The sequence below is a fragment of the Microcoleus sp. A006_D1 genome (genome assembly GCF_036702805.1).
In the GTDB taxonomy this organism is placed as follows: domain Bacteria; phylum Cyanobacteriota; class Cyanobacteriia; order Cyanobacteriales; family Microcoleaceae; genus Microcoleus.
In genome coordinates this window covers 88,929-110,703 of record NZ_JAUBVZ010000002.1, presented here as the reverse complement: position 1 = coordinate 110,703, position 21,775 = coordinate 88,929, and the positions used below count along the sequence as shown (strand labels likewise).

Sequence of the window (21,775 nt, the reverse complement as noted above, 5' to 3'; positions counted from 1 at the left end):
ACTGCAATCTCAAATATCCGACTTAGAAAATCAGTTAGAAAATGCGTCTCAAACTCGATCGCAATTAGAATCGCAGCTCAACTCTCAACAGTCAGAATTCCAAACTCAAATCGAGATAGCCCATCAAAATCAAACTCAACTTCAATCTCACGTATCCGAATTAGAACAGCAGTTAGAAAGTCTAAATCAAACTCGCTCACAATTAGAATCTCAGCTAGAAACTCATCAGACAGAACGCTCACAGCTTTATTCTCAACTTTCGGAATTCCAAACTCAAATCGAGATAGCAAATGAGAATAAAACTCAACTGCAATCTCAAGCATCCGACTTAGAAAATCAGTTAGAAAGCGTAAATCAAAGTCGATCGCAATTAGAATCTCAGCTCAATTCTCAACAGTCAGAATTCCAAAATCAAATCGAGACAGCAAATCAAAATCAAACTCAACTACAATCTCAAGTATCCGAGTTACAACAACAGTTAGAAAGTGCGCGTCAAAGTCGCTCCGAAGTGGAATCTCAGCTAGAAACTGCTAACAGAGAACGCTCATACCTTTACGCTCAACTTTCGGAAATGCAAAGTCAAATCGAGACAGCAAACCAGAATCAAACCCAACTGCAATCTCAAGTATCCGAGTTAGAACATCAGTTAGAAACAGTATATCAAGAACGGTTGCAGCGAACATCGGAAATTTCCGCAACCGACGGAGCATCTCCCAAAGCTGAATTGGTAGAGGAAAATGCAGCATCAACCTCAGAACCAGCCGTTTTGAAAAGTCAAGAATTTGTGGTTTCTCAGCAAGGTCAAGGCGATTATACTACTATTAGCGAAGCACTGAAAAATGCTGTTTCAGGCATGAGAATTTACGTGCGTCCCGGCCTATATCAAGAAAGTCTAATTCTCGACAAATCTGTGGAAATCATCGGCAGCATAGAATCGGGTAGCGTCACTGTTGAAAGCACCGACTCAAACTGCATTCAAATGACAACAAATAGCGCTTTAGTGCGAGGTTTGACAATGAGAACAACGGGTAAATATTACGCCATAGATATTCGCAAAGGCGAGTTAATCGTAGAAGATAGCGATATGACTTCTGCGGACTATTCTGTCGTGGGAATTTGCGGCCCCGACGCTGATTCTGTACTCCGTCGCTGTCAAATTCATGATGCAATATGGAACGGAATCTTTATCTCGGATCGTGGGAAAGCAACGGTGGAAGATTGCAATATTTATGATAATGGTAGTCTGGGAATCGGTGTCGGATTGGGAGGAAAATTGATCGTGCGTGGCTGTCGGATTAATGGTAATCAAGGTGAGGCGATCGCAGTTTACAGAGATGCGATTGCTACGGTGGATGATTCCGATTTAACTGGCAATACTGGGGGTGCTTGGCGGATTGCAGATAACGGATATATGCGCGGCAAAGGCAATCAAGAATAGAAGAAAGTTCGGCAGCGGATTTTGTAACGGATTTAACGGATGTCACGGATGTAATACGCACGGATAGTCAGAAACCGGGTTTTTGCAACAATACTTCGTTATGGCCACGAGATTTGCTAAAAAACCCGGTTTCTTGAGGAGCAGTGCGTAAATTATGTAGGCTTAAATTCCTAACAAACGAGCGGGGTTTTCTTTGCTCATTAAATCAATTTCGCGCTGAGAAATGCCTTGGTTTATCAATTTTGTCACAAATAATTTGTAACCTTCCGCTGGCAAAGGATCGGGTTTTCTTCCCAAATCTGTGCTGAGAACAAAATGCTCGGCTCCGATTAGTTTAATCGCTGATACCATCTGACTAATTGAAACATGATGCCAGTTTCTGTGTCCCTTGTCAGCGGCATTTTCTCCCATCAAGTCGTTGACAAATGCTAGTTCTAGAAAAGCTCCCATTGCGGCGGCTGTTTTCATGTTTTCTAGGGACAAACCGGGTACGTCGGCCATTGCGTGGGTAATCAGGATGTTTTTAATGTTGAGAAGGTGGGCTTGCTGGACAACTGCCATAACTTCTGCTGAGGAAATGTGCCCGGTTTCCAACACTAAGTTATCTCTAGCTATAATCTTGAGTACCGCTTCAGTTTCCGGTAGAATCTTGCCATTTTCCGCTACTTTAATCCCGATTCCCGACTTGTGAAAAACCTTTAAATGATGCTCGGAATCAACTGTTGGCAGCCACACTACTTTACCGTATTTGCCGCCGATGCGGTGCATTGCTTCTACAGCGTCGGGATTCAGGCCGCCGATCGCGCGATTGAGAACAATTCCCCCGAAAACTTCGATTTGCGGTACAATTTTGTTAACTAGAACTGCGCGCGCTGCTGTGCTGCCATAGTGATTTTTTAGGACAACTGCTTTCATGTGCGATCGCGCGGCTGACTCAGCTACCTCAAAATCATCCAACCTGCGGGGAATCACATCGGGAGACGAATGGATGTGAAAGTCGATCGCACTTTCAATGATACTCCCTTCTGAGCTTACCATCGGCGACTGTCCGACAGCATAAACGGGCAAAGAAAAGACAGAGAAAATGAGCCAAAATACCACGATGATGTAAACCGCCGAATGGAATTCGGGGAGTTTACGGGAACACAAACGAAGTCCGCCTGCGCGGACTGAAGAGTTGGATTGAAATAACTTATAGAAAAGATTTAACCGCATTTGCTAAAGCTTCTGTGTTAAATCAGTAGTTTGAGTCATGGCTATTTATTGTTTTAATTTGCTTCTGCTTGCGCGCTCAATTCGCAAGCCAGAGCCTTGTTTCTCATCATTTGAAAGATGTTGTAAAAACCGTTAGCGCGGGAAGGTGTCAAGCTCACATTCAATCCCGTATCTTGAATGAAATCTGGAGTCACGTTGACTATTTCGGCTGGTGTTAATCCGCTCAAACCTTCGACGAGTAAGCCAACTAATCCTTTGACTAATTGAGCGTCTGAATCACCTTCAAACGAAACTTTTCCGTCGGCTAAATTTGCAGTAATATAAACTTGGGATACGCAACCAGAAACTTTGTTTTCTGGCAGTTTATCGCTTTCGGGAAATGCTGGGAGTCGCTTAGCATACCACAGCAGTTGTTCGTAGCGCTGTTTCGGGTCGGAGTGTCGCTGAAAGCGCTGGACGATTTTAGCTAGGGCTGCGGGTAGCACTGTATTTGCGGACATGATTTCGAGTAGCGGTTTACTTCGCTAATATTATAGACGAATTCGGGGACTCGCGACCTACTTTTTTGTCAATTTGCACGCAGCGGTAGCGCAACTGAATTGAAAAAGCAACTCCTCGCACCTGTGTGACAAGCTATTTCGCCAATTTGTTCTATTTTCAGCAGAATAGTATCGGCATCGCAATCGTAAAATATTTCTTTGACTTTTTGGATGTGCCCGGATGTTGCGCCTTTGTGCCAAAATTGCGATCGAGAACGACTCCAATAGTGAGCTTCACCTGTGGCTAGAGTCTGCTTAATTGACTCTTTGTTCATCCAAGCCATCATTAAAATTGTACCATCTCGATCGTCTTGGGCGATCGCCGGAATCAAACCGCGATCGTTAAATTTTAAAGCTTCAATCCACAAATATTTTTGATCCATATCTATTTAACACTAATTGTATTTCCTCAAGGCGAGGTTATAAACCGGGTTTTTTTACGATAATTCTTCGTTATAGCCAGCAGATTAAGTAAAAAACCCGGTTTCTTTGATCTTAAAGGAGATTTGTCAATGAACCGCAGAGGGCGCTGAGAGGGAAAGGAAAAGAAAAGAGAGCAAAAAAGATGGGCATCAAATTGACTCTCTTTCCTTTATTATGCCCAAGGGGGCGAAACTTTGTGTATCAGCGAATTCTATTCGCAGATAAGTCTAGTGAAAACTTGATTTATGCGCGATTAAACTCATGAATTCTTGACGAGTTCTGGCATCTTCAGCAAACACTCCCCGCATCGCCGAAGTCGCCGTCCAAGAACCTGGTTTTTGCACTCCCCGCATTACCATGCACATATGAGTAGCTTCGATCACAACTGCTACACCTTGAGGTTTTAGCAATCCTTGAAGTGCATCAGCAATTTGTGCAGTTAATCGTTCTTGCACTTGCAATCTGCGACCGTACATTTCACAAATTCTAGCAATTTTTGACAGTCCAATTACTTTGCCGTTGGGAATGTAAGCAACGTGTGCTTTGCCAATTATTGGCAGGATGTGGTGTTCGCAGGAACTGAAAATATCAATGTCTCGAACTAATACCATTTCGTTGGCATTTTCTGTGAACACTGCTCCGTTGAGCAGTTCGTCAAGAGATTGACGATAACCTCCAGTGAGAAACTGCAAGGCTTTGACAACTCGTTTGGGCGTATCTCGCAACCCTTCACGGTCTGGATCTTCTCCCAATCCTAGCAGCAATGTACGCACTGCTTGTCTCATTTCTTCATCTGAAACAGGGGGTTGAGATTGGGTAGAGATAGACGGCTCTACACCATTGCGATCGGTCAGTTTTGGACGACTAGATAAAGTCATGCTTGCAGTGCAGTTTGTGAAATTGTTTAAAAGTGGAATGGACTTTTAGTAACTACTCAATTATACCAATGTTTATAAGAATTGCCATGTTCATAAATGAAATATTTTATAATTTGATTTATAGCTTTTTACAGATTGAAAAATAAAACTAGCCCTTCGTATTTACACAGTTTTTGTTGTTAGCAAAACCTGCGGCAATACAAAGAGCGCAACTACACATAGCAAAGTTATAGACTGATTAAATCTTAAGCCAAGCAACTGTTAAGTTGTTCTCGAATTCCATCGGTATCTAAGTTGCGGCCGATGACTACGAGTTGATTGTTAGGTGCCACAACCCATTCATCTGCATCTAGTTCGTATCTGGGGCCGCTGAGTTGAAAAATGTGTCTCATCGGGCTGTCCTGAAACCAAAGAATACCTTTAGCCCGAAAAACATCGAAGGGCATTTTTTCGGTGAGGAATTCTTGAAATTTGTGGACATCAAAAGGTCTATCGCTCTGAAATGATATCGACACAAATCCATCATTATCTAAGTGGTGAGACTCATGTCCGTGGTGATGATGTTCGTGTCCGTGATGTTCGTGATGTTCGTGATGTTCGTGATGTTCGTGATGTTCGTGTTCGTGTTTTTCCTCAGTTTCAAGATTAAAATTCTTTGCTGAGGTTAACTCTACACCCAAAATTAACGGTAAAGGAACTGCACCGTGTTGAGAGTGGAGAATTCTCGCTCCTTCCTTGACTGTCCTAATGTAAGCTTCTAATTCATTTACCTTTTCTTGAGGAGCTAAATCAGTTTTGTTCAGCAGCACAATATCTGCAAAGGCTACTTGTTTAAAAGCTGCTTCACTATCAAAATGGTCTGGTGTGAATGTTTCGCTATCGACTACTGTAAGTACAGAATCTAGTCTGGTAAAATCTCGCAATTCCGTGCCGAGAAATGTCAGGATAATCGGCAGCGGGTCTGCAACTCCGGTGGTTTCAATCACCATGCAGTCGATGCGATCTTCTCGTTCCAATACTCGGTAAACGGCATCAACTAAACCATCATTGATTGTGCAGCAAATACAGCCGTTGCTTAATTCTACCATATCGTCTTCGGTAGAAATTAGAAGCTGCGAATCGATATTGATATCGCCAAATTCGTTAACTAAAACTGCAACTTTTAAGTCTTGACGATTTTTGAGAATTTGATTGAGTAAAGTGGTTTTCCCGCTGCCGAGAAAGCCTGTAATTATAGTTACGGGCATTCCTCTTTTGGGGATGTCGGAAATTAAATCTGGGGTTTGTACAGTGAGATTAGTCATTGTTCCTCATCTATTAATCGTAGAGGCCCTGTTTGAACTAGATTTAGATCCCCCCCCGCCCCCCTTAAAAAGGGGGGAGCAAGAGGCGGAAAGTCCCCCTTTTTAAGGGGGATTTAGGGGGATCTGAATCTCAAGGAGGAGTTTGAAAACACGCCCTAGCCCGATCGCACTTACAGACTAAACCACCGTGCGATCGACGCCCGTGCGATTTACAACGTATGGGCGATCGCCTGTCGTGATAATGATTCTCATTGTACCGGATATGTTGTTCACGCGCAAGTCCTAAGTTGTGGCGGATTTAGTTCCTGTAGCTTCAACCTCTTGTGGGATAGGCATCCTGGCCTACAGTTGAATTTGAATCTAAAATAGCTGACATATATTCCTCAGCTAGCTTATAAATAGCTATCATCCCTTTTCCAAATAAATACCTCGCCTGCTTGTCCTCCCGCAGCAAGTCGATCGCCTTGGGGATGCCAAGCCAAACAACAAAAACCACTGCTAGCACCTGTCAGAAATTGAGAGACTTGTTGCGCTTCATACCACAACAAAACTTGACCATCATCAGCAGCAGAAGCTAAATTAAATGTACCCGATTGAAAAGCAATATCTTGCACAATTCCCAAATGAAACTCTAACACCCAGCCATCCCATCGGGCCGATTCATCAACTTGTTTTTCTAAAATTCCCACTACCTCAGCGCTAGCAACTGCTAATAGTGGCACTCCCAATTCAGTATGAATATCAGACCAAGCCAATCGCCGGATTTTACCAGGGAAACCGCCCATAAAAACAGGTTTGAGGTCGCTCAATTTAGCAATAGCAATGTTATCATCAAGATTAGCAACAGCAATTCGTGTACCATCAGGAGACCAGGCGATCGCAGCACTCGCCGAAGGTATTTCTAATCTCCTCGGTACTTCCTCCCAACGTCTGGCATTCCAAACCTTCACCCCTTTAGAACCGCTAGCTGCTAAATGCTTGCCTTCGGGATGCCAAGCGATCCCGAAAATCGAAGAATTTTCAAAGTCCAATTGGGCGATCGCCTCTCTGGATTCAGCATCCCAAATTTGAACCTTTTTACCCAAACTAAAAGCAACTTGATTACAAGTAGGATGCCACGCCAGTTGGTCAATCCACCGGCGCGGATTTTCCAACTCGGCAACTAACTTAAGCGATTTGATACTCCAAACCCTCAAAACTCCATCCTGTCCGCCAGCCGCCAAAAATTGCTCATCGCAGGAAAAGCCAATACAGTCAGCAGAAGTCTTTCCGTGCGATCGCAAAAGGAACGACTGCGCCTCCATATCTTGCCAGAGTAAAACTTCTCCAGCAGCCGAACAAGCGGCTAACAGATTCCCATCTTTTGACCAGCAAATTGCCGTGACATAATCTGACAAATTGTCTTGCCAATGCACATCAAAAGACTTTATACTGGCGGCTGCGTTCATGGTAGAATTAGGATAATTTTGTTTGAGAAATGTTAATCAAGCTAGATGGTATTAAATACGCCAATGGCATCTTAAAAAACATTGACCTGCATCTTGAGTGAATTGCGATCGCACCGTTACTTTGCCCTTGAATCAAGAACAATTTTATCTCAATTAAAGGGCTCACACAAAATCCTGACTAATCAACCGCTGGTTTCAACTTTTCAGGAGCTTTAGGAATCGAAGAAGAGTGATGTTCAACAATCATCCATTTGCCGTCATTGCCCTTAAGATAAACAAAAGTATATCGGGCTGGAACGACTTTTTTCTTATCCCCTTCACCTTTGAAAGTAAAAGTGTAGTAACCGCTATTAATTGCTACATTATCGTAGACTCGAATCACGGGTTTATAGCCTTCCGCCTTCAACTCAGGCTGTTTAGCAAACACTTCAAAATAATCCCGAAGCTCCTGCGAAGTATCTCGCTTTTGTTCAGATACTGTCGCCCAGAGAAGAGCATTGGGAGCGTATAATGCCACAACTTCATCAACAACATTGGGTTTCCCCGATGTCACCGTATCTATCCATTGTTGTGTCGTCGCGGCAACTTCTTTTTTACTATCTTCAGGATTAACGGCAACAACTTGGGTCTTGACAGCAACAACATTTTGTGATTTGTTAGCCTCTGGTTCGGGTGAAGTTGTCGCCGTATTAGCCGTGTGAGCACAGCCAGACACTAAAAGGAGGGTAACTAGCAGAGAAAAGACTTGAGTTTTCATGGTTTTTACCTAGTTGCTTGAGAGATTCATTTTCAAGAGTAAAAAAATTATCCCACATCAGTTTACCCTAAATCGTCACCTTTCCCTCAATAGCTAGCTGTAGCCGATTTTGCAAATCTGCCATAGTTAGCGCACCGATATCTCCCTGTTTCCTAATCCGTACACTCAAAGTTTGCTCTGCTACTTCCTTTTTGCCCAGCACAGCAACTACCGGAATCTTCTCTATCTCAGCATTGCGAATTTGCTTGCCCAAACGATCGCGACTGCGGTCAATCTCAACCCTAAATCCCGCTTTCCTGAGAGTATTCATCACAGATTCAGCGTATTCTCTTTGGTCTTCGGTAACAGGCAAAAGCCGCACTTGTATCGGTGCTAACCATAGGGGAAAATCCCCTGCATAATTCTCAATTAAAATCCCAAAAAACCGCTCCAGCGAACCAAAAATAGCGCGGTGAATCATAATCGGTCGCTGTCTGCTGCCATCAGCCGCGACATATTGCATATCGAATCGTTCCGGCAAATTAAAGTCTACCTGAATTGTCGAACATTGCCACAATCTACCGATCGCATCTTGAATCTTAATATCAATCTTCGGCCCGTAGAAAGCGCCGCCACCCTCATCTGTAACATAATCCCAGCCTTTCGCATCCAAAGCTTCGATTAAAGCCGCTGTCGCCAAATCCCACACCTCATCAGTTCCTACAGACTTAGCGGGACGAGTGGACAAATTTACCTCATAATTCTTAAAGCCAAAATCCGATAAAATTCGCTCTGTCAGATTCAGAACTCCCAGAATTTCAGCAGTAATTTGGTCTGGCAAACAGAAGATGTGAGCATCATCTTGAGTAAATCCGCGAACTCGCATCAAACCATGCAAAGCACCCGATCGCTCATAGCGGTAAACTGTACCCAATTCTGCCCATCTGAGCGGCAATTCTCGGTAAGAATGCAGTTCATGCTTATAAGTTAACACATGAAAAGGGCAATTCATCGGCTTAATTTGATAAGCCTGTTCTTCAACTTCCATCGAGTCAAACATACTCTCTTTATAGAAGTCAAAGTGTCCCGATGTTTTCCACAAATCGAGATTAGCGACGTGGGGAGTGTAAAGGAGTTGATAATCTGCATCTAGGTGAGCTTTCCGCCAGTAATCCTCAATAACATAGCGAATTGCTGCTCCGTGAGGATGCCAAAAAACTAAACCGCCGCCAGCATCTTCTTGAATGCTAAATAGCTTTAATTCTTGACCTAATTTGCGGTGATCTCGCAGTTTTGCTTCTGCTTTTTGCTGCAAATAAGCTTGCAGTTGTTCCGCAGTTTCCCAAGCAGTACCGTAGATGCGCTGCAACTGCTGCTTAGTTTCATCGCCGCGCCAATAAGCACCGGCAACGCTTTCTAAAGCAAAGGCATCAGGATTGATTTCGCTTGTAAAATTAAGGTGCGGGCCTGCACACAAATCCCACCAATATTTGTTTGGAGGAAGTGCAATCGGTTCAATTAAGGAAGGTTCTAAATTGACGATGGCATCAGACAATTTGCCAGCATCGGGACTGCCAATAAAGTAGCGAGTAATTGTTTCGCATTCTGGGATGCTGTCGAGGATTTCTAGTTTGTATGGTTCCCCTGATTGTGCAATTTCAGCGCGAATTTGTTCGCGTTCTACAACTTCGCGAATTACTGGCAAATTAGCTTGAATAATTCGCCGCATTTCTGCCTCAATTTTGCTCAAATCTTCGGGAGTAAATGCTTGTTTTCTGTCAAAATCGTAGTAAAACCCGTTGTCTGTGGTTGGCCCGATCGTCACTTTTGTCTCCCGAAAGAGAGTTTGGACTGCCATTGCCAAGATGTGGGCGCAAGTGTGACGAGTGCGCTGCAAGCCTTGGGAGTCTGTCTGGATATGACTTTTAGCTGGTTGCGACTGGACTGGAGATGTAACCATAGCTTGTAATAATAATAATCATTATCATGTTAACATGGCAGGGAAATACTTATCGGACTTGCGTAGTTTAGATATCTCAACCCCCTTTTTAAGGGAGATTTCAAGATTCCTAGCAGCAAACTTATTCACTATCTCATGCAAAATCAAGAATCCGCCATTGTTTTCGACGAAGAACGCGCTTCTTCCTACGACAAAAGATTTGCTAAATTGGCTCCGTTGCGCGATGCCCTTCATTTACTGATCCGAACCCTGCTTTCTGAACTCCCTGTTGACGCTCACGTTCTGTGCGTTGGTGTCGGAACTGGCTCCGAATTGATTGACCTGGCTCAAACGTTTCCCCACTGGCAGTTCACGGCGGTTGAACCAGCGGCCCCGATGCTGGCTATCTGTCGTCAACGTGCCCAAGAGTGTGGCATCGCGTCGCGCTGCACTTTTCACCAGGATTATCTTGATTCCCTGCCCTCCGCGGCCCCGTTCGATGCGGCAACTTGCCTGCTGGTTTCTCACTTCTTCCTCCAGCCGGAAGAACGGCGCGACTTTTTCCGTCAAATTGCGTCCCGACTGCGCCCGAATGGATATTTGGTGAGTTCGGTTTTGGCTGCCGATATGTCCGCGGACGCCTACCAAAGCCTGCTGGAGGTTTGGCTGCGGATGCTGCGGTCTACTGAAATGCCCGAGGAGGAAGTTGAAAAGTTTCGCGATTCTTATGGCCGTGATGTCGCCATATTACCGCCTCAAGAGGTTGAACTAATCATTGCATCGAGTGGCTTTGACGCTCCGGTATTGTTCTTCCAAACTCTTCTTATTCATGCTTGGTATGCTAGGCGAACGTTTGCAGATTAATTTTGTGGGTTCCAGGTTCCAAGACAACACTCTTTCTTCAAGGCGAAGAGAGCGCTAGAAATTAAGAAATATAGCTTTTCTCAAAAAGATGAGGTATGTCTGGCAATTGGTAATAGGTAATTGGTAATAGGTAATTGGTAATAGCTAAGCGATATGTATTACAAGCTTTCTGAGGTTTCTCTCCGGTAAAGATGGTATTCGTGTGTGCATTCTCCCTGATTATCGTAGTAGAATTTGATATACCTCATCTTTATGAGAACCGCTATATTTAAGAAATCTGGATTTAGGCAAAAGATGCGGATTATTCGACAAGTATGTAGGCAAACTATAGCCTTTCTCAGAAAGATCAGGTACGCTTCCGGGGTAGGGCTATGGGCATAGGGCTATGGGCATAGGGCTATGGGCATACCTCACCACGCTTGAGAACCGCTATATTAATAATAATTCTCAGCGGATGGGTTTATTCAACAGTTTGATTTTCTCAATTCCACCTTTTAAAAATATGTTTCGCTTGAGTCTTACGAAGTTGGGATGAACCACTGATATTTGTGTTTGGACAGCGCTACAAACTAACTATTTTGAACTGTAGCGCACGGGGATCGGAAACCCGATTTTTGAGCCTGAGTCTCAATGCGATCGCGCCGCCCTCAAGTCAAGTCCAAGGGCGGCAAACCCCGCAACTGACGCAACGAATTAATACACAACTGACAGTCGCAGCCAAACAGCGCAGCCGCTGCATCGCTTTCTTCTTCCGTAAAATCCAGCATCGCCACCTGTTGGTCACCGGGGCGCTGCCAACCGATTCTCGGCTTAGAATTAGCAGCAGCAGCTTTTCCGGGAAGGCGCACGCAACTCAGACGCTGAGTGTGGGGCGATCGCACGCAGCGAGGCGAATCAGCCGATTTGCCCGGTGTTTCGCCAATTTGAGCGGGACTTGCCAGCACCCTTAAAGACATCAGAGATCCAAACAGCGTCGGACTTACAAGTAAAGTGAGGAGCAATCGATTCATTTGTCGTCAGGAGAGAACTTCAACGTATACAGTAACCGGTTATATGTTGCAATTCAACAAGGTTTTCAGCCCGACATCAGTACAGTTTGCCATTATTAAGGCTTAAAAGCCGAATATTTGCCACCCAAACCTTCAACAATTGTCCGCGTATTGGCAACCATCATTTTTTGATAAGTATCGCCTTCGCTTCCCGGTTCTCCCAAACCGTCCGCAAACAATTCTCGCGGTGAAACTTTTACTCTTGCTTCCTTAGCAACAGCTTCAATTAGTTTCGGATTAATCGTCGTTTCTGCAAAAATTGTCGGCACACCAGAAGCTCTAATATCTTTTACTAATGCTGCAACTCGTGCTGCTGTCGGCGCTTCTTCGGTACTAATTCCTCCCAGTGCACCTACTACAGGAAGTCCGTAAGCATTGGAATAGTAACCAAAAGCATCGTGAGTGGTTACAAGTTTGCGTTGCCGCGCCGGAATTGTGGCAATTTGCGATTTAATCCAAGTGTCCATTCTTGCTACTTGACCAGTAACTTTTTGGGTATTTGCATTGTACGCCGCCGCTTGACTGGGCAATACTTTTCCGAGTTGAGCGCCAATTACCTTTGCCATTGCTGCACCGTTTTTAGCATTGTGCCAAACGTGCGGATCTGGCTCTTTTTTCCCGTCTTCTTCAAATATTTCTGGTTTGGGAACTGCGAGTTCGGCTACAGCAATTTTCGGTGCTTTGTTGGAAGTCGCTTTGATTAATCGAATCAAACTGGGTTCAAAATTGTGACCGCTATAAAGAATTAATTTTGCTTGGTCGATGGCTTTGCGATCGTCCGGTTTCGGCTGGTAAACGTGGGGGTCTGAACCCGCATCGACGATACATTTGAGGTCTATAGTATTGCCAGCTATTTCTTTAGCTAAGCCGCATACAACTGTGGAAGTTGCTACTACTTGCGGGCGACTTTGGGCAATATTTACGGGTGTTTTAAGCGCCGGATTTTTGCTATTCTGCGAAGCCGTTGGCAATATGTTGCTCGATATTGCCGTCACTACTGTCATACTAAATATGGCAACGGTCTTGAAGTTGATTTTTTCTAACATTGTCAGAATTCTCCGAGATTGGATATAATGATAATCGTTCTCACCAGTGGCTTTATATGTTAGAGGTTTTAAATCTATCTGTCAACTACCGAGGAGTTTCTGCGGTTGAGGATGTCAGTTTCCGCTTGGAAGAGGGGCAAATTGTGGGGCTGATCGGCCCTAACGGTGCGGGAAAAAGTACGATGGTTAAGGCGATTCTGGGCTTAATTCCCGATGAAACGGGAGTTGTGAAATACCGGGGGCGATCGCTAAAACAGCAGTTAGGACAAGTAGCTTACGTGCCGCAGCGATCGCAAATTGACTGGGACTATCCAATCACAGTTAAAAATGTAGTCAAGATGGCGAGAACCCGCCATACAGGCTTGTTCCGCTTTCCTTCCCGCCAATCGAAAGAAATAGTTAAATTTTCCCTAGAAAGAGTCGGAATCTGGGAATTGAGAAACCGTCAAATTGGGGAATTGTCGGGAGGACAACAACAGCGCGTATTTTTGGCCCAAGCTTTAGCCCAAGAAGCGGAATTATTTTTCTTTGACGAACCTTTTGCTGGAGTTGACAAAAAAACAGAAGCCGTAATTTTTGAAGTATTTGACGAACTGAAATCCGCTGGAAAGATATTGCTAGTTATCGGGCACGAATTGGGAGAAGCTTCGCGAAAATATGACAGATTTTTATTGATAAATAAACAGATTATTGCCGACGGTTCGAGGGCGGAAGTAATCACCGCTGACAACATTCAGCGCGCTTACGGTGACAATGTTATTTTAATACAGCGGCAGAACGATTAATGTTAAATTTTATCCTCGAACCACTATCTTTTGAGTTTATGCGAAACGCTGTGATTATAGCTGTTTTGTTGGGCATTCTTTGCGCCGTTGTCGGGAGTTATTTGATTGTACAGCGGATGGGCTTGTTGGGAGATGTGATTGCTCACGCGGTTTTGCCCGGATTGGCGATCGCCTTTTATTTGGGCATCGATATTTTCGTCGGCGCGTTCATTTCCGGCACATTTAGCACTCTGATCATTGCCTGGATTCAATCTCAGTCTCGCGTCAAAGTTGATGCCGCAATGGCATTAGTTTTTTCCGGCTTTTTAGCCTTGGGAATCATGCTAATTACTTTGCTAAAAAGCAAACTAGATTTGCACAGTTTTCTGTTTGGAGATATCTTAGGCGTGACAGGCGACGATGTAATGAGAACTTTGGGAATTACTATTTTTGTTTTAGTAATGGTTGCCATTTTTTACAAAGAGTTGCTGTTTTATACTTTTAATCCCTTGGGCGCGCAGGCGATCGGATTGCCAGTTAATTTAATTCATTTCGGGTTGATTTCGGCAATTACCCTGACAATTATTGCCAGTATGCAAGCCGTGGGCGTGGTGTTGGTAGTTTCGCTGCTAATCGGGCCGGCAATTACAGCATATTTGCTAGTGAAAGAACTGCATCAAATGATGGGAATTGGAGCAATTATTGCCGTGATTAGCAGCGTTACAGGAATGTACATTAGCTATTACATGAATGTGCCATCTGGTGCAGCTATTGTGTTAGTAGTTACGGGATTTTTTGGACTGGCGCTGCTGTTTAGTCCGTCTCAGGGAATTTTAACGAGGCCGGAGATGGCGAGTCGCGGGAGTAAAGTTTTGCAGCAGTTGAAACAGTTGAAAAAGTGAGATAATAATCAACATTTGTTTCAACCTGTCGGACTAAGAGTTTAAGATTTGTTGCAATTTTAGTAAATCCCGATCGCCAGTGATAACAAATTCATCCAATTTGGGTAAACTGATTTCAGCAAGGACAACTCGCAGCAGCGAACAAGTTTACCTCAGAAAACGGGTGGGAGCGATGAGTACAGTTTTAGTAGTGGAAGATTCCCGCAGCCAGCGGGAGTGCATTTCACATCAGTTGAGATGCAGCGGATTAAATGTAATTCAAGCATCAGACGGTGTGGAAGCGCTGGATAAAGTTGGGAGAAATTACCCGGATTTAGTATTATTAGATATCGTAATGCCCCGCATGGACGGTTGGGGTGTTTGCCGTTTAATTAAAGCTAATCCCGAAACTCGGAATATACCGGTAGTCTTATTAACCGGGAAGGGACAGCAGTTAGCTTTGTTTTCTAGGGCGATCGATCGCGCCGAAGCCTATGTTAGCAAACCTTGGCAGCCGAGAGAACTTTTGGAGACTATCAAAAAAGTGTTGCTGAATGTTAATATTAAGTTCGATCGAGCTTCGGCTGACGCTTGGACAGAATACGGTATTTTAAACTTAAGTACGATCGAACTGTATCAAAGTAGCGCCGATGCTTGGACAAAATACAGCGCCCAAATTATTAAATTATACGATTCCAGCTTAGCAGCTTTCGAGCAAGCTTTGGCAATTGAACCGAGTCACTCCAATGCAAACAAATATCGCAACCGAGTGCAGACAATCCGGGCTATTTTGATGAAAAAATTAGAGCAAACTCAACCTTGCAAAGTCTGTGATTATTATTACGGCAAAGACGGCATCAATTGTGCAGTGCATCCCGCTGGCCGCCCTCAAGAACTGTGTCGAGATTGGGAATTTAATTAATTAAAGTCAAATGAAAACAAATAACCGCACCAATTTGGAAAAGTTGCTGCAAGAAAGAAACGAACATCCCGAAAAAATGGCAGAAATTGATGCCAAAATTAATGCAACTTTCCGTCAAGAACACACGATCCTGGTAATGGATATGTCGGGATTTTCTCGAACAACTGTCCGTTACGGAATCATTCATTTTCTGGCAATGATTCACCGGATGCACGGAATTGTCAAACCGATAATTTCGGAATGTGGCGGTACTGTTGTTAAGGAGGAAGCCGACAATATTTTTGCAGTGTTTCCCGATGTAAAATCGGCTGTAGAAGCTGCAATCGACTCTCTCAAGCAAACAGCGGCTGTCAACACAACTTTGCCGCCGGAGATGGATATTTACCTCTGCATAGGTATTGGCTGCGGCGATGTTTTGATGCTGGAAGGAGAGGATATGTACGGATCGGAATTTAATCTAGCCTCCAAGCTGGGAGAGGATTTGGCGGAACGGGGAGAGATTTTGCTCACCTCCGCAGCGTTTGAAAATTTGGAAGGTGAGAAGCAAGATTGGGAAAGATTGGAATTTTCGATTTCGGGTTTGGAATTGGTGGCATACAAGCGGGCATTGTCTGCTTAATTTGTCTCATGGTTTTTCACAATGCTAGAAAATAAAATTAATGATCGCCCGTGTTAAATCAAAGAAACCGGGTTTTTTCATGATCTCTCGACTACGAGGCAAGATTTTCGTAAAAAACCCGGTTTCTAACTACGCCTGTGTCCAGGAATATAAAATTTAAAATTAATGATATACCAACAAAAAAATTGGCAAGCTATCAATTTAGCGAATATTCAACAGAGGCTTGCTTGGGTGCAACAACAGCCGGATGGAGTTGTTTTTTGCAAAGATTCTGGATCTCAGTATGTTGCAGTTAGAAAAGACAAAGGTCAAATTAAGCTGTGTTTGATAGAAAAGCTTAATTTGCATACAGATTTATTGCAATCTGTCCTCGATCTCAACAATCCTCTACATTTAGTTTCAGAATATACCCAAGCGATGATGTTGGGTTTAGTTTGGCAAAATCAACCTAAAAAAGTCTACATAGCTGGGTTTGGCGGCGGCAGAATTCCGTTGGTTTTGCACCATTATTTGCCGGAAACTGTTGTAGAATGTGCTGATGTAGATGCGATCGCAATTTCAGCAGCCATACAGTGTTTTGGGGTGCAGTTTGACGGCAGACTAACCGTCGCAATCCAGGATGGGAGAGAATACCTAGAACAGCAAAGTCCAGATATTCGGTACGATATAATTATGACAGACGTGTTTTTTGGCAACGGCTACTTTCCGCACCGGCTGGCCACCAAAGAATTTTATGAACTTTGCAAAAAACACTTGTCAACCGCAGGAGTTGTGCTAGTAAATCTGCTGCAAAGAGATGAGTTTTATGCCCAAAAAGTTAAGACTTTTCAAAGTGTGTTTTCTCAGGTATGCGTCTGCCCTTGGAAGGATATTAATAGTGTTTTAATTGGGACTAACGGCCCTATTTTAGAGAAAGATGAGATTGTTTCCAGGGCAAAATATTTGCAAGATGGGCATGAATTTTCGTTTTCCTTCACAGATAGAGCACAGGATGTTAAAATAGGTACAGAATTAGCTGAAATTATACCTAATTTAGACAAAGCTCAAGTTTTTACAGACGATTCGCCACCTGCCGGTTATTTTGATTGCTGGTTATTTTAATATCAAAAACAACAAAATTGGTTCGTAGTAAGGACTTTAGTCCTCCGAAAATGAGGACTAAAGTCCTCACTACGAACTTAATTAGCATTTTTTTACCGGATTGGATATAATTTATCCTTTGATATATTCAGCCATTTGCTTTTCCAGGCGATCGATCAATGTATCGACATCCACCGCTGCGAGTTCAAAACAATCAGGAGGTGCGGGGTCAATTTCAAACAATATTAGCTTGATTTCACCTTCGCCGATCGCCACAATCGCCACCTCTTTCTCTGGTTTGTGAGCGTTCAGCACTCCGAGAATTTCCTGAATATGACTTTTAACTTGACGGTTTAACTCCTCGACTGCCTCTTTTTTACAGTACACGAAGCGTGGCGTTCCTGCAATATCAATTCCCAAAATATCGTCGTTTTCTTCTCCCCTTTCCAGAAACAGCCCCCAAGCTAAAGCCGCCAATTCTTGTTTGTTGGCTTTCACAAATTTATCTAACTTGCGTCGCCAGTTATTTTCGTTTTTTTGTTCTGAGTCAGGGCTACCAAATAGAAACATTTTCTCTCTTTGCTTGTAGAAACTAATATGTTGGAGTTCGTAGTGAGGACTTTAGTCCTCTCCTGCTGGCTTTAAGGACTAAAGTCCGAACGATCAAACCATAATTATCTTATACCAGATTGCACGCGCCACAGCGACGCATAAACTCCATCGTACTCGATAAGTTGTTCGTGCTGCCCCGATTCTACCACTCGCCCCTCTTCCATGACAAAAATGCAATCGGCATTGCGGACAGTAGAAAGACGGTGGGCGATCGCAATTGTAGTACGATTCTTGGTAATTCGTTCGAGCGATCGCTGAATTGCCGCCTCAGTTTCGTTATCCACTGCTGAAGTAGCTTCATCGAGGATCAAAATCGGCGGATTCTTCAAAACAGCCCTCGCAATCGCAATACGCTGCCGCTGTCCCCCCGACAATTTTTGACCGCGTTCCCCTACAATAGTCTCGTAACCCTCCGGCAATTGCGCGATAAACTCGTGAGCCTCCGCAATTTTAGCAGCATTTACGATCTCTCGATTGCTTGCCTCAAAACTGCCGTAAGCAATATTTTCAGCCACCGTACCGTGAAACAAAAACACATCTTGACTCACCAATCCGATCGCTCTCCGCAAATCTTTTAAATTCAGATTAGTTAATTCTATACCGTCGAGATAAATATTGCCGTACTGTACCTCGTACAGCCTCAAGATTAGTTTCACCAGCGTACTTTTTCCCGAACCAGTCGCGCCCACAATCGCCGTAGTTTTTCCCGCCGCCAGAGTCAGCGAGAAATACTGCAAAATCGGTTTTCTTTGATTATAATAAAAGGTCACATTTTTAAATTTCAGTTCACCCTTAATCGAACTAACTGGTAGCCGGATATCGCCTGTGCGAATGGCGATCGGCGTATCCAACAAATTCATCACCCGATTGGTAGAAGCCATTGCCCGCTGGTATCGATCCATCGTATCACCCAGCCGAGTCAGAGGCCACAGCAACCGCTGAGTCAAAAACACCAAAACACTGTAAGTTCCCACAGACAACCGGCCCGCCACCACCTCCAAACCGCCCAGAAATAGCGTTGCAATAAACCCCAAAAAAATCACAATCCGAATCAGCGGAATAAAAGCCGCCGAAAGGACGATCGCCCGTCGGTTGCTTTGGCGGTAAGCTTCGCTTTGTGTTTCGATGCGCTGAGTCTCATAATCCTCAGAAGTAAAACTTTTAATAGTAGTAATACCGCTCAAATTGTTCGACAATTGCCCGTTCAGAAAACTCACCTTTTCCCGCACATCCGCATAGAGAGGAGCGAGGCGGTTCTGAAAGGCGATCGAGCCCCAAATAATAAAAGGAATCGGCAACATTGACAAGGCAGCAACAGCGGGAGATGCAGCAAAAAAAGCGGCACCAATCACAATCACCGTGGTAATTACCTGAATCACCTCATTAGCACCGCCGTCCAAAAAACGTTCGAGTTGATTGATATCATCGTTGAGAATAGAAATCAAACCGCCCGTACTGCGTTCTTCAAAATAAGCTAATTCTAATTCTTGCAAATGGCTGTAAGCTTCCAGACGCAAATCGTGTTCGATATCCTGAGCCAAATTGCGCCATAAATAATCATAGGCATATTCAAAAATAGATTCCAGGGCCCAAACAATCGCGCTCACAAGAGTGATAATTGCCAGTTGCCAAAAGACATCTTTTATGCCCCATTGAGCCAGGATAGAATCTTGATTTTTCACCACCACATCAACAGCAATCCCGATTAATGCTGGCGGCGCTAAATCGAATAATTTATTCAAAAATGAACAGATACTTGCTAGCCAAGTTTGCAGGCGGTAGCGGCGTCCGTACTTTAGCAGCCGCTTCAGGGGATGGATAGGTTTAGGGGGATTTTGTGACAATTTAGGATGGGGATAATTGGACAAGTTTTAGATTTTTTACTTATTTTTAGGGTTTCATGAACGGGCTAGGAGCAACGTTCCACAGCTTATGAAATTGTTTTTAGAAACGGGCTAGGAGCAACGTTCCACAATCTGTAAAATTGTCTTTGGGAACAGTCTGCAATCCCATTCCACAATCTGTGAAACTGTCTTTAGGAACGGTCTGCAATCCCATTCCACAATCTGTGAAACTGTCTTTGGCAAAGGGCTGCAAGCCCATTCCACAACCTGGAAATTGTCTTGTGGAACAGGCTTCTAGCCTGTTCATGAAAACAGTTTTTGAGAACCGACAAATCAGCCTAGGCTTTAAACGTTAACACTGGCTTCATTTTAGCCACTATCCCCACCATTTGCGCCTCAACTTGTACATCAATTACTGGTTGAATTGGCTTGTAAGCGGCCGGTGCCTCTTCGATTCTACGTTCTTCGCGCAAGGTAATGCAATCTACGCCAGTTAATCCCAAAGCGGAGTCAGTTTTGTCAGCACCTTGGCGACTCATATCGAAGCGCGATCGCGCCCTGCCTGCACCGTGAGAAGCCGATCGCAAAAATTGATCGTTCCCCTTACCAACTAGCAAATAAGACGGCGCACCCATCGAACCCGGTACAATTACAGGCTGACCCGAATTTGCGGGACAAGCACCTTTGCGAGTCACCCAGCCGGCACCTTCAGCTAAGGTAATATTGTGAGGCAAATCGTAGACTAAGGGAGCTTCGACATCGCCGAAAACTTGCCGCAAACGCAGTCGCAGAAGTTCTGCTAGCAACAAACGATTGACAAAACCGTAATTAGCGGCCGTTGCTTCCGCTTGTAGGTAGCTGCTCACAAGTTCGGGATTTGCCTCTACAGACAGCGGAAAAAGCCCGGATTCAGGGTATTTCAGGGTTTTAGGCCAAGCTTCGCAAGCTCGATCGCGCCACATACCGCCGATGTATTTCCCCACATTCCGCGAACCCGAGTGAATCATGAAAGCGATTTGTCCCGATCGCACACCCCAAGTATAAGCCGTAGCTCGATCGACAACTTCCTCAACCACTTGAATTTCGACAAAATGATTGCCGCCGCCGATGGTAGCCAACCCGCCATCCCTGACTATGCCGTCGTTTGGGACTAATTCTTCGGGAGCCCATTTGACATCGCCATTCATGGAACCCCCGAGAAAAGTGCGATTGCACTCTTGCGCCAACTGTTGAAAATCCGAATTTGCTGCGCTACCAATTGCCAACTCCTGCATAGCATCCAGCCATCCGGGGATGCCGTGTTGGAACATGGCGCGGGCGGTTTTTGCAGTCATGCTGACATCGCGAGTACCGAAGAAATAATCGCCTTTCATCAATTCTACAAATCGATCGCGCTTTGCCAGAAATTGTGCGATCGACAAATCAGCAACGTGCAAGCGCATCCCGCAGTTAATATCGGAACCGACAGCCGCCGGAATCACCATTTTGTCAGTTTGGACGATCGAGCCAATTGCCACTCCCGCATCCCCCGGATGGAAGTCTGGAGTAGCGCAGGCGCGACAAACACAACCACCTTGAGGATGCCGAACATTCGCCAAATTTGCTAACTGTTTCAGCGCCTTTGCTTCCACCGGAAAACCTTCAGGAAGCAAAACTTCTGCTTTTGCAGCACCGACATTTTCACTGTTTTCTGTTGTTGTGGAACTGGCATCTTGCCAGTTTTCTCTAGCACCAACATTTTCACTGTTTTCTCTTGTGGAACTGGCATCTTGCCAGTATTCTTTCAGAGAACTATTGAGACAAATCGAGTAGACTTGATTGTCGTAACTCACATCAAGACCTTGGCGAGACAAAGCTCGCAAAAGCCTGTTCAAATTTTTTGGCTGCTGCATAAAGAGTCTGTTGCGGGTTGCAGTGCAACCCCCACAAATTGAAGAGATGTTGTAGTTGTTAAAAGACTTTGGTTCAGCAGCCGCAATCTTTTTAGAGACAAGTTGAAGGCAACTTATCTACTTATGGCGATCGTGGCACATAATTTTTTATCTGTCAACTTCCAGCGAGTATCAGAAACCGGGTTTCTGCCTAAATACTTCGCAGCCCAGCAAAAATTTTGGTCAGAAACCCGGTTTCTTTGCCCAGCGAGTATCAGAAACCGGGTTTCTGCCTAAATACTT

Annotated in this window: 20 protein-coding genes; 7 read left to right on the top strand and 13 right to left on the bottom strand. The window is 44.4% G+C overall.

The annotated features are described in order from the left end of the window. On the top strand, window positions 1–1,438 hold a 1,438-nt coding region (locus tag QUB68_RS03390; RefSeq protein WP_332989410.1), incomplete at its 5' end, for a right-handed parallel beta-helix repeat-containing protein. A gap of 162 nt (window positions 1,439–1,600) precedes the next feature. On the opposite strand, the gene QUB68_RS03385 is transcribed toward QUB68_RS03390, so the two are convergent. From QUB68_RS03385 to thrS, 8 genes are all read right to left on the bottom strand, one after another. Continuing rightward, the gene (locus QUB68_RS03385; RefSeq protein WP_332989409.1) at window positions 1,601–2,539 is read right to left on the bottom strand and encodes a DUF6282 family protein; all 939 of its coding nucleotides are present in this window, start codon (window positions 2,537–2,539) and stop codon (window positions 1,601–1,603) included. 167 nt (window positions 2,540–2,706) lie between these two features. Continuing rightward, entirely contained in the window at window positions 2,707–3,153 is a 447-nt protein-coding gene (locus QUB68_RS03380) for a SufE family protein (protein WP_332989408.1), read from the bottom strand. 68 nt (window positions 3,154–3,221) lie between these two features. After that, entirely contained in the window at window positions 3,222–3,575 is a 354-nt protein-coding gene (gene hisI / locus QUB68_RS03375; protein WP_332989406.1) for a phosphoribosyl-AMP cyclohydrolase, read from the bottom strand. Window positions 3,576–3,842: 267 nt separating this feature from the next. Then, window positions 3,843–4,493 (bottom strand): GTP cyclohydrolase I FolE, encoded by a 651-nt coding sequence (folE, locus tag QUB68_RS03370; RefSeq protein WP_332989404.1) that lies wholly within the window; start codon window positions 4,491–4,493, stop codon window positions 3,843–3,845. Window positions 4,494–4,738: 245 nt separating this feature from the next. After that, window positions 4,739–5,797: a CobW family GTP-binding protein gene (locus tag QUB68_RS03365; protein ID WP_332989402.1), complete on the bottom strand. Its 1,059-nt coding sequence runs from the start codon at window positions 5,795–5,797 to the stop codon at window positions 4,739–4,741. A 392-nt stretch (window positions 5,798–6,189) separates the two neighbouring features. After that, window positions 6,190–7,245 (bottom strand): WD40 repeat domain-containing protein, encoded by a 1,056-nt coding sequence (locus QUB68_RS03360; RefSeq protein ID WP_332989400.1) that lies wholly within the window; start codon window positions 7,243–7,245, stop codon window positions 6,190–6,192. A gap of 178 nt (window positions 7,246–7,423) precedes the next feature. Next, window positions 7,424–8,002 carry an SgcJ/EcaC family oxidoreductase gene (locus tag QUB68_RS03355; RefSeq protein ID WP_332989398.1) on the bottom strand — a complete coding sequence of 193 codons (579 nt, stop codon included), beginning with the start codon at window positions 8,000–8,002 and terminating at the stop codon, window positions 7,424–7,426. A 67-nt stretch (window positions 8,003–8,069) separates the two neighbouring features. Beyond that, window positions 8,070–9,941 carry a threonine--tRNA ligase gene (gene thrS / locus QUB68_RS03350; RefSeq protein ID WP_332989396.1) on the bottom strand — a complete coding sequence of 624 codons (1,872 nt, stop codon included), beginning with the start codon at window positions 9,939–9,941 and terminating at the stop codon, window positions 8,070–8,072. A 135-nt stretch (window positions 9,942–10,076) separates the two neighbouring features. On the opposite strand from thrS, the gene QUB68_RS03345 reads away from it, so the two are divergent. After that, on the top strand, window positions 10,077–10,784 hold the full coding sequence (locus QUB68_RS03345) for a class I SAM-dependent methyltransferase (protein WP_332989394.1): 708 nt from the start codon (window positions 10,077–10,079) through the stop codon (window positions 10,782–10,784). A 647-nt stretch (window positions 10,785–11,431) separates the two neighbouring features. Here QUB68_RS03345 and QUB68_RS03340 read toward each other — a convergent pair. Together QUB68_RS03340 and QUB68_RS03335 are read right to left on the bottom strand one after the other, a co-directional pair. Beyond that, window positions 11,432–11,794: a hypothetical protein gene (locus QUB68_RS03340; RefSeq protein WP_332989392.1), complete on the bottom strand. Its 363-nt coding sequence runs from the start codon at window positions 11,792–11,794 to the stop codon at window positions 11,432–11,434. Between the two features lie 95 nt (window positions 11,795–11,889). Further along, window positions 11,890–12,879, bottom strand: coding sequence for a metal ABC transporter solute-binding protein, Zn/Mn family (locus QUB68_RS03335; RefSeq protein ID WP_332989391.1), 990 nt, complete (start codon window positions 12,877–12,879; stop codon window positions 11,890–11,892). A 56-nt stretch (window positions 12,880–12,935) separates the two neighbouring features. Here QUB68_RS03335 and QUB68_RS03330 point away from each other — a divergent pair, with 56 nt between their 5' ends. From QUB68_RS03330 to QUB68_RS03310, 5 genes are all read left to right on the top strand, one after another. Next, entirely contained in the window at window positions 12,936–13,664 is a 729-nt protein-coding gene (locus QUB68_RS03330) for a metal ABC transporter ATP-binding protein (RefSeq protein ID WP_332989389.1), read from the top strand. Further along, window positions 13,664–14,545: a metal ABC transporter permease gene (locus QUB68_RS03325; protein WP_332989387.1), complete on the top strand. Its 882-nt coding sequence runs from the start codon at window positions 13,664–13,666 to the stop codon at window positions 14,543–14,545. The genes QUB68_RS03330 and QUB68_RS03325 overlap by 1 nt, the downstream gene beginning before the upstream one ends. Window positions 14,546–14,624: 79 nt before the next feature. Further along, the gene (locus QUB68_RS03320) at window positions 14,625–15,446 is read left to right on the top strand and encodes a response regulator (RefSeq protein ID WP_332989385.1); all 822 of its coding nucleotides are present in this window, start codon (window positions 14,625–14,627) and stop codon (window positions 15,444–15,446) included. 10 nt (window positions 15,447–15,456) lie between these two features. Continuing rightward, window positions 15,457–16,065, top strand: a complete 609-nt coding sequence (locus tag QUB68_RS03315) for an adenylate/guanylate cyclase domain-containing protein (RefSeq protein ID WP_332989383.1) — start codon at window positions 15,457–15,459, stop codon at window positions 16,063–16,065. Between the two features lie 165 nt (window positions 16,066–16,230). Next, window positions 16,231–17,166 (top strand): spermidine synthase, encoded by a 936-nt coding sequence (locus QUB68_RS03310; RefSeq protein WP_332989382.1) that lies wholly within the window; start codon window positions 16,231–16,233, stop codon window positions 17,164–17,166. A gap of 111 nt (window positions 17,167–17,277) precedes the next feature. Here the strand turns inward: QUB68_RS03310 and ccmS are convergent, their stop codons facing one another. From ccmS to QUB68_RS03295, 3 genes are all read right to left on the bottom strand, one after another. Further along, window positions 17,278–17,715 carry a beta-carboxysome assembly chaperone CcmS gene (gene ccmS / locus QUB68_RS03305; RefSeq protein ID WP_332989381.1) on the bottom strand — a complete coding sequence of 146 codons (438 nt, stop codon included), beginning with the start codon at window positions 17,713–17,715 and terminating at the stop codon, window positions 17,278–17,280. Window positions 17,716–17,819: 104 nt separating this feature from the next. Continuing rightward, on the bottom strand, window positions 17,820–19,601 hold the full coding sequence (locus QUB68_RS03300; protein WP_332989380.1) for an ABC transporter ATP-binding protein: 1,782 nt from the start codon (window positions 19,599–19,601) through the stop codon (window positions 17,820–17,822). 338 nt (window positions 19,602–19,939) lie between these two features. After that, window positions 19,940–21,493, bottom strand: a complete 1,554-nt coding sequence (locus QUB68_RS03295) for an RtcB family protein (protein WP_332989378.1) — start codon at window positions 21,491–21,493, stop codon at window positions 19,940–19,942. Window positions 21,494–21,775 lie beyond the last annotated feature (282 nt).